Source organism: Streptomyces sp. NPDC059853 (genome assembly GCF_042731495.1).
Lineage (GTDB): Bacteria > Actinomycetota > Actinomycetes > Streptomycetales > Streptomycetaceae > Streptomyces.
On the sequence record NZ_JBHWJL010000196.1, the window covers coordinates 1 to 9904 of the forward strand.

Below are 9904 nucleotides of genomic sequence, written 5' to 3' on the forward strand. Positions count from 1 at the left end.
GGTGCCGGGTGCCGTGCGGCCGGAAGCCGCGGCCGCCCGTGCCGTGCCGCCGCCCGGCCGGTCAGGTGCCGGGCCGCAGCAGGGTGAGTGCGGCGGCCACGGCGGCCGGGTCGGGGCGCTCGCGCAGCGCCCGCACCAGGTCGTGGCCCGCGACGGCCACCTGGTCGCCGACCGCGAACAGGCCCGCGTCCGGCATGGTCAGCGGCTCGGCCGCGGGCCGCTCGATGAGCTGCGCCCGGCGGGCCAGCTCCCGGGCCAGGGCCAGGCCCTCGGCTGCGGCCCCCTGTCTCAGCCGGCTCTCCGCCAGCCCCCGCAGCCGGTCGGCCCGTTCCTCGACCGCTTCTTCCAGGGCCGTCAGCCGCTCGTCGTTCTCGTCCACGGCCCGACTCTAGCCCCGCGCCCGGTCAGCCGAACCGGCCCGGGGTGTAGTCGCCCGCGGGCTGCCGCACCAGGACGTTCAGCCGGTTGTAGGCGTTGATGACGGCGATGAGGGACACCAGGGCGGCCAGCTGCTCCTCGTCGTAGTGCCGGGCCGCCTCCGCCCAGGCGGCGTCGGTGACGCCGCCCGCCGCGTCCGCGAGCCGGGTGCCCTGTTCGGTCAGTTCCAGGGCGGCGCGCTCGGCGTCGGTGAAGACCGTCGCCTCCCGCCACGCGGCCACCATGTGCAGCCGCAGCGCGCTCTCGCCCGCGGCGGACGCGTCCTTGGTGTGCATGTCGAGGCAGAAGCCGCAGCCGTTGAGCTGGCTGGCACGGATCTTCACCAGCTCCTGGGTGGCGGGCGGCAGCCCGGCGTCGGCGAGGGCCCTGCCGGCCGCGTTGAGGTGGCGCAGGGCCTTGGCCCCGACCGTGCTGCCGAAGAGATTCAGGCGGGCGTCCATGGTGTCTCCCGGTGTCCGGAGGAGGTGGATGCTGACACCTCACTGACACCGGGCGACCGGCGCGTGTGACCGCCCGCGCCGTGGCGCGCGTCACATCCGGGACGCGGGGGGCACGACCGGCGGTGCCGGGCCCGTCCGGGGGCCGGGGTCGTCCCGGCTCAGACCTGGCCCGTCTCGAAGCGGGAGATCCGGCCGGTGTCCGCCACCTCGAACCGCCAGGACGTCCGCATCTCGCCCCAGGTGTCGTTGCGGAACCGGACGATCAGCGCGCGCCCGTCCTCCGACTCCGACTCGACGGCCATGTGCCCGCCGGCGTCGAAGATCTCCCGGTCGGCCCACTGGGCCAGGTCGCGCTCGGAGCCGTCGTCGGACATCGTCGCGTCCTCGGTCAGCACGCCCCGGAACGCCTCGCGGTCACCCGCGTTCACGGCCGCCACGAAGGCGCGTACGGCTGGGTCGGTGAGCATGTCCATGCCTCAACCCAACACCGGGCCCGGCGGTGCCGCAGCCCGGTGGCGTCCGCCCGGGGGAGGGGCGGGGCGCGTGGCTCAGGTGGAGACGATGCGGTCGGCCAGCAGATAGACGCTGTCCTGCCCGCAGGCGAAGGTCAGGGCGTAGGCGCCGGAGACGCCCGAGCCGCCCATCAGGACCGGCGCCTCGCCGTCCCGTACGGCCGCGGCCAGCCGCTCCGCCGTCTCCTGCTGGCTGGGGGACAGGCACAGGGTGGTGCCGTCCTCGAAGAGGTACACGTCCAGGGTGCCCAGCGGCCCGGGGCGGACGTCCGCCAGCGGGGTGCGGGACTCGGCCAGCTGGCTCAGCTGGTCGGTGGTGCGGCGCTGCTGCTCCTCGATGCCGGGGCGCGCGCCGCCCTCGACGGGCTCGCCGGCCAGCGTGTAGCCGGGGTGGGAGGGGTGACGGCGGCGGGCGGCGGCCAGCTCCGCCGACTCGCCCTCCTCGCCGGCCGCCTCGCGCTCGGTGGCCGGCTGCCGCTGCTGCTCGGCCGCGCTGCACAGGTCCTGCTGCCGGGGGACGAACACGGTGCCGTCGCCGCTCTCCTGCCCCGAGTCGCTGAGCAGGTACCGCTCCAGGAGCGCGTCCAGCAGGTCCTCGTCGGCCTCCGCCACCTCGTACTCCAGGCCGCGCCCGGCCAGCAGCGCCCCGGGGCCCTCGCTCTCCCGGGCGTCCTGCTCGGCCCAGAAGGCCCGGGCCTCCGCCAGTTCCCGCTCCCGTTCGTCGGCCAGGGCGTCCGCGACGGCGGCGCGGATCTCCTCGGCCGGTACCGGTCCCCGCGCGGCGGGGAGCTGCGCCCGGCGCAGCCGGGTGACCTCGGTACGCAGACCACGGATGGTGTGCAGGGCAGCCGCACTCAGGGCCACGGAGGTGCCTGCGGTCACCAGCAGGATGACGGATATGGCGCTCACTGACTGTCTCCCAGTGCTCTCGGTCCCTGACTTCCTATCTCAGGTTTCCGGGACGCGGCCACGCCGGGCAGGGTGAAACGTCACGAAATGGACAGGACCTCAGTCCCTGGACCCACCCCGCTCGCTTCGCTGACCTGCGGATTCGCCCGGGATGGCGGCGTGCATCACATCCCGGGCACACTTCGGTATCGCCACCGCGACCCGGCGCGCCGGGGCGCGCGGATCGCGGAAGCGGAACCTCTCTTCTATCACCTCAGTCAAGGCGCTCCAGCACCATGGCCATCCCCTGGCCGCCGCCCACGCACATGGTCTCCAGACCGAACTGCTTGTCATGCCACTGGAGCGAGTTGATGAGGGTGGTGGTGATGCGGGCGCCGGTCATCCCGAACGGGTGACCCACGGCGATGGCGCCGCCATTGACGTTCAGCCGGTCGATGTCGATGCCCAGGTCCCGGTAGGAGGGGATGACCTGGGCGGCGAACGCCTCGTTGATCTCCACCAGGTCGATGTCGTCGATGGTCAGCCCGGCGCGGGCCAGCGCCTGCCGGGACGCCTCGACCGGGCCGTAGCCCATGATCTCGGGCGAGAGCGCCGACAGGCCGGTGGAGACGATCCGGGCCAGCGGGGTCACGCCCAGCTCGCGCGCCTTGGTGTCGGACATGATCACCAGCGCCGCGGCCCCGTCGTTGAGCGGGCAGCAGTTGCCCGCCGTGACCAGGCCGTCGGGGCGGAAGGCGGGCTTCAGGCCGCGCACGCCCTCCAGCGTGACACCGGCGCGCGGGCCGTCGTCCTTGCTGACGACCGTGCCGTCCGGCAGCGTCACGGGGGTGATCTCGCGCTGCCAGAAGCCGTCCGCGATGGCCTTCTCGGCGAGGTTCTGCGAGCGGACGCCGAAGGCGTCCATGTCCTCCTTGGTGACGCCCTTGTACCGGGCGAGGTTCTCGGCGGTCTGGCCCATGGCGATGTAGATGTCGGGCAGGGCGCCGTCCTCGCGCGGGTCGTGCCAGCCGGCCCCGCCCTTCTCGGCGCGCTCGGCGGACCGGGCCCCGGCCGGCTCGAACAGCGGGTTGCGGGTGCCGGGCTGGCCGTCGCTGCTGCCGTACGCGAAGCGCGAGACGGTTTCGACCCCGGCGGAGATGAACACATCGCCCTCGCCCGCCTTGATGGCGTGCATCGCCATGCGCGTGGTCTGGAGCGAGGAGGAACAGTAGCGGGTGACGGTGGCGCCCGGCAGGGTGTCGAAGCCGAGCTGGACGGCGACGACACGGGCCAGGTTGTGGCCCTGTTCGCCGCCGGGCATGCCGCAGCCGAGCAGCAGGTCGTCGATGTCGGCGGGGTCGAGTTCCGGCACCTTGTCGAGCGCGGCGCGCACGATCCCGGCGGTCAGATCATCGGGCCGCACATCCTTGAGTGAGCCTTTGACGGCCCGCCCGATCGGAGTGCGGGCTGCGGAGACGATCACTGCTTCTGGCATGGAATTCCCTCCGGGTCGAGGTCCATCGGCACGGATGGACACGCCCTCATAAGCTACCGGCAGGTAATGTGCCCGCGTCCAGCCCTACGGCGACAACTCCTGCCGCTCCTCGCGGTCCGCGTCCACGGCCCGACCGGTGCTGTCGTCTTCCGTCGTGTCCCGATCCGCGGTGTCCTTTTCCGTGCCGGCCGGCTCCGCCCCGTCCGGATCGGCCGGCTGCGCGGGCAGCTGCCGGCGCCGCCGCCGCTTCAGCAGCGCCCACGGCGAGCGCCGCTCCGCCGACTCCTCGGCGGCCGCGCTCACCTCCGTACCGCCGACCGCCGCCGCCCGGGTCGCCGCCCGCTCCACCGGCAGATAGCCCTCCCGGCGCAGCGGCTCCACCCGCTCCTCCTCCGGCCACACGCCCAGCGCCGCGCACAGCGTGGGCAGTACCGCCATCGCCGCCGTCACATACCCGGCCGCCGACGGGTGGTAGCGGTCCGGGCCGAACAGCTCCCCGGGGCGCGCCGCGAACTCCGGCCCCAGCAGATCCCCCAGCGACACCGTCCGCCCGCCCAGCTCCACCACCGCGATCGTCTGCGCCGCCGCCAGCTGACGGCACAGCCGCCGCGCGATCCAGCGCAGCGGCTGCGCCACCGGCTCCACCGAGCCCAGATCCGGGCAGGTGCCGACGATCACCTGGCAGCCCGCCGTCCGCAGCCGGGCCACCGCCTGGGACAGATGCTTCACCGACTCGGCCGGCGCCATGCGGCCGGTGATGTCGTTGGCGCCGATCATGATCACGCACACATCGGGCGCCGGGGCCCGCCCCGGCTCGGTGAGCAGCATCGACACCTGCCGCTCCAGGTCGTCCGACTTGGCCCCCGACAGCGCCACATTGTGCAGCTCCACCGGCCGCTCGGAGACCGCCGCGAGACCGGAGGCCAGCAGCGCGCCCGGGGTCTGCGGCGCCCGGTGCACGCCCATCCCGGCCGCCGTCGAGTCGCCGAGCATCGCCAGCCGCCACGGCACCGCCGCCGGCCCGGCGCCCGCGCCCGCGGCGTACTCGGCGCCGTACACGCCGTCCGCCAGCGGCGGCGGGTCCTCCCGGCCGTTGCGCAACAGCTGCCGCCGCGCCAGCTGCACCTCCGTCAGCACCAGACCGACCGCCGCACCGCCCAGCAGGCCGACACCACCGCCGCCGTACGCCGCCGCCGTCGCGATCCGCCGCGCCACACGCTCTCTGCTGGACATGGGGCCGCCCCGCCTCCCGTCTCGTCCGTCCCGTAACGGCTCGCCGGCCGTCCCGTCGTCTTCCGGGTCTCTGGTGTGTTGTCTGCCCAGGGTGCTGGGCCGCGCAACGCGCGTCCACGTCCACGCGCGGGGCAATAGGGTGCACTCAGTGGGTGGACGAACCCGCCCCGTAGATGTGCGGAGACCACAGTGCAGTATCACGAGTCGATGATCGACCTTGTCGGCAACACCCCGCTGCTGAAGCTCACCAGCGTCACGGAGGGCATCCGGGCCACGGTGCTGGCCAAGGTCGAGTACTTCAATCCCGGCGGATCGGTCAAGGACCGGATCGCGCTGCGGATGATCGAGGCGGCCGAGGAGTCCGGCGAACTGCGCCCCGGCGGTGTGATCGTCGAACCGACCTCCGGCAACACGGGGGTGGGGCTGGCGATCGTCGCCCAGCGCAAGGGCTACCGCTGCATCTTCGTCTGCCCGGACAAGGTCTCCACCGACAAGATCAATGTGCTGCGCGCCTACGGGGCCGAGGTGGTGGTCTGCCCGACCGCCGTGGACCCCGAGCACCCCGACTCGTACTACAACGTCTCCGACCGGCTGGTGCGCGAGACCCCCGGCGCCTGGAAGCCCGACCAGTACTCCAACCCGAACAACCCCCTCTCGCACTACGAGAGCACCGGGCCCGAGCTGTGGGAGCAGACGGACGGGAAGATCACCCACTTCGTGGCGGGCGTCGGCACCGGCGGCACCATCAGCGGCACCGGCCGCTACCTGAAGGAGGTCAGCGGCGGCCGGGTGCGGGTGATCGGCGCCGACCCGGAGGGCTCGGTGTACTCCGGCGGCTCCGGGCGCCCGTACCTGGTCGAGGGCGTGGGCGAGGACTTCTGGCCGACCGCCTACGACCGGACGGTGGCGGACGCCATCGTGCCGGTCTCCGACAAGGACTCCTTCCGGATGACCCGGCGCCTGGCGCGCGAGGAGGGGCTGCTGGTGGGCGGCTCCTGCGGCATGGCGGTGGTCGCGGCGCTGGAGACGGCGCGCGGGCTCGGGCCGGACGACGTGGTCGTGGTGCTGCTGCCGGACAGCGGGCGCGGCTATCTGAGCAAGATCTTCAACGACGAGTGGATGGCCGACTACGGCTTCCTGGAGGGCGGCGAGCCGCAGACCCGGGTCTGCGACGTGCTCAGCCGCAAGGAGGGCGGCGCACTGCCCTCGCTGGTGCACATGCACCCGGAGGAGACGGTCGGCGAGGCGATCGACGTGCTGCGCGAGTACGGCGTGTCGCAGATGCCGGTGGTCAAGCCGGGCGCCGGGCACCCGGATGTGATGGCGGCGGAGATCGTCGGCTCGGTCGTGGAGCGGGAACTGCTGGACGCCCTGTTCACCGGGCGGGCGGCGCTGGAGGACCCGCTGGAGAAGCACCTGAGCGCGCCGCTGCCGCACGTCGGCTCGGGCGAGCCGGTGGCGGACCTGATGGCGGTGCTGGAGTCGGCGGACGCGGCGGTCGTGCTGATCGAGGGCAAGCCGACCGGGGTGGTCAGCCGGCAGGACCTGCTGGCGTTCCTCGCGGCGGAACGGCGGCCGGAGAAGTAACCGCGGGCCGGAAAGTCACTCCGGCGCGCGGGATATCCGGAACGGATTCCGAAGTGTCACGGCCGGGCAACGCGTCGTTAACACCGCTCCGGCATCGTTCTGGGTGTCGGCACCAAGGACCTCCGGAGCGGCTCCCGGACCTCCCTGGTCGCCCGGACGCGCGGCCCCGACCCGGCCCGTGTCCCCGCGGGGACCGCCGTCGTCCCGCCCCTGGTGCTCGCACCGGGGTGCGGCGGTCCCCGCCAACCTCTTCCCCCGCCTCAGGGCGCGCCGGGACCGGAGCGGCGCAGGGCCATCCCCACGGTGAAGCAGGCGTTGACGCCCACGATGCCGCCCCAGCACACCAGCAGGCCCGCCAGACCCAGATGGGCGGCGGCGATCGCCGACAGCGGGATGGCCAGGACGAGCGAGACCGCGGCGAGCCCGAACGCCGCCCCCGGCCCCTCGTACCCCGCGCCCACGCGCGGCCCGCCCCCGGGCCGGCCGCCACGGGCCACGACCATCTGCTGCTCGGCGACCTGGCGGCGGACGCGCTTGTCGACGGCCGTGTCGATGCGCTGCTCGACCTTCTCCAGGAAGGACGCGATCAGCTCCGACTCGTAGGCGTCGCCGGGTTCCTTCCGTGTCTGTACGGCCGCGTCGAGATCGGTGGCCGGCTCCGGGTCGCTCATGGGCGCTACCGTACGCGGGCCACCGGGTGCCGGGCAGTGGGGGACAACCCCACTGCGGGGCGTGCTGCATAGACTGCGGCGGATGAGTGAGGCGAGCGGGAGCGCGGGCGCGCGGCTGCGGGAGCTGTTCGCGGGGCACCGGCTGACCCCGGCTCAGCGGCGTATCGCGCACTGCATGGTGGAGCGGGCCGGGGAGGCGCCGTATCTGTCCAGCGTGGAGCTGGCGCGGCTGGCCGGGGTGAGCCAGCCGTCGGTGACGCGGTTCGCGGTGGCGCTGGGCTTCGACGGCTATCCGGCGCTGCGGCGTGCGCTGCGCGCCCCGCAGCGTCCCGAGACGGCGGGCGGCGGCGACGGCGGGGCCGGGGCCGGTGACGGGTCCGACGCCGGGGGGAACCTCTACCAGCGGGCGGTGGCCTCCGAGATCGCGAACCTGCGGCAGCTGGCCGACACCCTCGCCGACCCGGAGCCGGTGGCCCGGGCCGGGCGGCTGCTGGCCGCGTCCCGGCCGCTGCCGGTGCTGGGGCTGCGGGCGGCGGCGGCGCAGGCGCGCGGGTTCGCGTACTTCGCGGCCAAGGTCCACCCCGAGGTGCGGCTGCTGGACGAGGGCGGGTCGATGCTGGCGGACCGCATCGACGCGGCGGTGGCGGCCGGGGCGAGCGCGCTGCTGTGTTTCGCGCTGCCCCGCCATCCGCGGGAGACGGCGGGGGCGCTGGAGCTGGCGCGGGCGGCCGGGCTGCGGGTGGTGACGGTGGCCGACAGCCCGTTCGCGCCGGTGGTGCATCCGGACGATCTGCTGCTGCCCGCCCCGGTGAGCACCCTGCTGGCGTTCGACACGGTGTGCGCGCCGATGCTGCTGGGCCGGGTGCTGCTGGAGGCGATGTGCGACGCGCTGCCGCAGGCCCCGGCGCGCCTGGAGGCGTTCGACGCCCTGGCGGCGGAGCGGTCGCTGTTCCTGGAGTGAGCCGCGGGGCAGGCGGCGGTCACAGGTCGCCGCCCGCTTCGGCGACCACCTCCGCCAGGGTCTGGGCGCGCCGCAGCACGGTGAAGCCGGGACGGCCGTCCGGCCCGGGCTCGTAGCCGTGGACGGCGGGGCGGGGGAGCGAGTTGTAGCCGAACGGGGTGGAGAAGTAGTACGCGCCGGTGTCCAGCAGGGCGGCCAGGTCACCGGGCGCCAGCGGGGGCAGGGCACGGTCGCGGGCCACCAGGTCGCCGGCGAAGCAGCACGGCCCCGCCACGTCCTGCCGTACCGGGGTGCCGGTCTTGGGGCGGCCCTTGGCGTCGTAGGCGGCCACCCGGATCGGCCAGGCGTCGGGGGCGAAGACGGTGCGGGTGGCGACCTGGGCGCCCGCGTGGGTGATGGCGATGGGCCGGCCGCCCGCCGTTTTGGTGTACTCCACCCGGGTGAGGATCAGCCCCGCCTTGGCGAGCAGCGCCCGGCCGAACTCGGTGACCAGGGCGTAGCGGCCGTCGAAGAGGCCGGGCACCTCGCGGCGCAGCAGCCGGGCGTAGGCGGCGAAGGTGGGGATGGTGTCGTCGCCGCCGAAGTGGACGGGGAGGCCGCCGCCGATGTCGAGGGTGTCGACCTGCCGGCGGCCGGCGGCGGTGTTGATCTCCTCGGCCAGTTCGTAGGTGGCGCGGACACCGGCGGCCATCCGTTCCAGGGGGACGCCCTGGGAGCCGGTGTGGCAGTGCAGCCGGGTGAGCCAGGGCCGTTCGGCGAAGGCGCGCAGCACCCAGGCGCGGCCGCCCTCGTCGCGGAGCGGGACGCCGAACTTGGAGGTGGCGGTGGCGGTGCTCATCGCGTCGATGCTGCCGCCGCCCAGCTGGGGGTTGACGCGGATGCCGATCGGGCCGTGGGTGCGGTCGGGGTGGGTGCCGCCCGCGGGGCCGGTTCCGGTGGCGATGAGTTCGGTGAGGCGGTCGAGTTCCTGGGGGTTGTCGGCGTTGAGGGCGATGCCCTGTCCCAGGGCATCGCGCAGTTCGGCGCGGGTCTTGGCGGGGGAGTCGAGCACGATGCGCGCGGGATCGACACCGGCGGCGCGGGCCAGGGCCAGCTCGCCGGGGCTGGCGACCTCCGCGCCGATGCCGAGGGCGGCGAGGCGGCGCAGGACGGCGGGGAGGGCGGCGGCCTTGACGGCGAAGGTGTGCAGGACGTGCTGGCCGGGCGCGGTGACCTCATCGAAGGCAGCATGGAGGGCGGAGGCACGCTCACGCAGGTCCTGGAGATCGAGGAGGCCGATCAGCGGGTGCTCGTCGTCGAGAAGGTTGTGGGCCACGGCGGCGGCGACGGCCAGGTCGCGGCGCCGGGAGCGGTCGGCGGCCGGGACGGCCGCGGGCGGGACGTCAGGCATACAGCCAGATAAGCATGAGCGGGGCGTCGATGGGCAGAACGCTGGATGACTGAAGTTATTCAGCGCCAGGTGTGGCTGAATACGGATCCTCAGCAGGGAGGCAGGGGCGATGTCAGGACCGCGACCCGTGCGCGCGCCGCGCGGCAGCGAGCTGAGTGCCCGGGGGTGGCCGCAGGAGGCCGCCCTGCGCATGCTGCACAACAACCTCGACCACGTGGTCTCCGAAAACCCCGTCGACCTGGGCGTATACGGCGGCTCCGGGCGGGCCCCCCGCGACTGGCCCTCCTTC

General features: G+C 74.3%; 10 protein-coding genes and 1 pseudogene. 3 read left to right on the forward strand and 8 right to left on the reverse strand.

Going from position 1 to position 9904, the window contains the following annotated elements; all coding sequences use genetic code 11:
- Nucleotides 1-61: 61 nt before the first annotated feature.
- The 6 genes from ACFV5N_RS19265 to ACFV5N_RS19290 form a co-directional block, all read right to left on the reverse strand.
- The gene (locus tag ACFV5N_RS19265) at nt 62-379 is read right to left on the reverse strand and encodes a hypothetical protein (protein WP_385601135.1); all 318 of its coding nucleotides are present in this window, start codon (nt 377-379) and stop codon (nt 62-64) included.
- Between the two features lie 25 nt (nt 380-404).
- On the reverse strand, nt 405-878 hold the full coding sequence (locus ACFV5N_RS19270) for a carboxymuconolactone decarboxylase family protein (protein WP_385601137.1): 474 nt from the start codon (nt 876-878) through the stop codon (nt 405-407).
- Nucleotides 879-1036: 158 nt separating this feature from the next.
- On the reverse strand, nt 1037-1351 hold the full coding sequence (locus ACFV5N_RS19275; protein WP_385601140.1) for a nuclear transport factor 2 family protein: 315 nt from the start codon (nt 1349-1351) through the stop codon (nt 1037-1039).
- Nucleotides 1352-1426: 75 nt separating this feature from the next.
- A complete protein-coding gene (locus ACFV5N_RS19280) occupies nt 1427-2299 on the reverse strand; it encodes a hypothetical protein (RefSeq protein ID WP_385601143.1) in 873 nt (290 codons plus the stop codon).
- Between the two features lie 253 nt (nt 2300-2552).
- Nucleotides 2553-3773, reverse strand: a complete 1221-nt coding sequence (locus tag ACFV5N_RS19285) for an acetyl-CoA C-acetyltransferase (RefSeq protein ID WP_385601146.1) — start codon at nt 3771-3773, stop codon at nt 2553-2555.
- Between the two features lie 84 nt (nt 3774-3857).
- On the reverse strand, nt 3858-4988 hold the full coding sequence (locus ACFV5N_RS19290; RefSeq protein ID WP_385601161.1) for an SGNH/GDSL hydrolase family protein: 1131 nt from the start codon (nt 4986-4988) through the stop codon (nt 3858-3860).
- Nucleotides 4989-5195: 207 nt separating this feature from the next.
- On the opposite strand from ACFV5N_RS19290, the gene ACFV5N_RS19295 reads away from it, so the two are divergent.
- Nucleotides 5196-6593, forward strand: a complete 1398-nt coding sequence (locus ACFV5N_RS19295) for a cystathionine beta-synthase (protein ID WP_385601149.1) — start codon at nt 5196-5198, stop codon at nt 6591-6593.
- 260 nt (nt 6594-6853) lie between these two features.
- On the opposite strand, the gene ACFV5N_RS19300 is transcribed toward ACFV5N_RS19295, so the two are convergent.
- Nucleotides 6854-7264 carry a hypothetical protein gene (locus ACFV5N_RS19300; RefSeq protein ID WP_385601152.1) on the reverse strand — a complete coding sequence of 137 codons (411 nt, stop codon included), beginning with the start codon at nt 7262-7264 and terminating at the stop codon, nt 6854-6856.
- 82 nt (nt 7265-7346) lie between these two features.
- Here ACFV5N_RS19300 and ACFV5N_RS19305 point away from each other — a divergent pair, with 82 nt between their 5' ends.
- Nucleotides 7347-8225: a MurR/RpiR family transcriptional regulator gene (locus ACFV5N_RS19305; protein ID WP_385601155.1), complete on the forward strand. Its 879-nt coding sequence runs from the start codon at nt 7347-7349 to the stop codon at nt 8223-8225.
- Nucleotides 8226-8244: 19 nt separating this feature from the next.
- Here ACFV5N_RS19305 and ACFV5N_RS19310 read toward each other — a convergent pair whose 3' ends face one another.
- Nucleotides 8245-9615, reverse strand: coding sequence for a diaminopimelate decarboxylase (locus tag ACFV5N_RS19310; RefSeq protein ID WP_385601158.1), 1371 nt, complete (start codon nt 9613-9615; stop codon nt 8245-8247).
- A 109-nt stretch (nt 9616-9724) separates the two neighbouring features.
- On the opposite strand from ACFV5N_RS19310, the pseudogene ACFV5N_RS19315 reads away from it, so the two are divergent.
- Nucleotides 9725-9904, forward strand: a pseudogene (locus tag ACFV5N_RS19315) (urocanate hydratase); the annotation flags it as partial.

What these genes read in the sequence shown, in the direction of transcription:
- ACFV5N_RS19270 (WP_385601137.1), bottom strand. Translation starts at nt 878, where the DNA reads ATGGACGCCCGCCTGAATCTCTTCGGCAGCACGGTCGGGGCCAAGGCC.
- ACFV5N_RS19300 (WP_385601152.1), bottom strand. Translation starts at nt 7,264, where the DNA reads ATGAGCGACCCGGAGCCGGCCACCGATCTCGACGCGGCCGTACAGACA.
- ACFV5N_RS19285 (WP_385601146.1), bottom strand. Translation starts at nt 3,773, where the DNA reads ATGCCAGAAGCAGTGATCGTCTCCGCAGCCCGCACTCCGATCGGGCGG.
- ACFV5N_RS19275 (WP_385601140.1), bottom strand. Translation starts at nt 1,351, where the DNA reads ATGGACATGCTCACCGACCCAGCCGTACGCGCCTTCGTGGCGGCCGTG.
- ACFV5N_RS19310 (WP_385601158.1), bottom strand. Translation starts at nt 9,615, where the DNA reads ATGCCTGACGTCCCGCCCGCGGCCGTCCCGGCCGCCGACCGCTCCCGG.
- ACFV5N_RS19305 (WP_385601155.1), top strand. Translation starts at nt 7,347, where the DNA reads ATGAGTGAGGCGAGCGGGAGCGCGGGCGCGCGGCTGCGGGAGCTGTTC.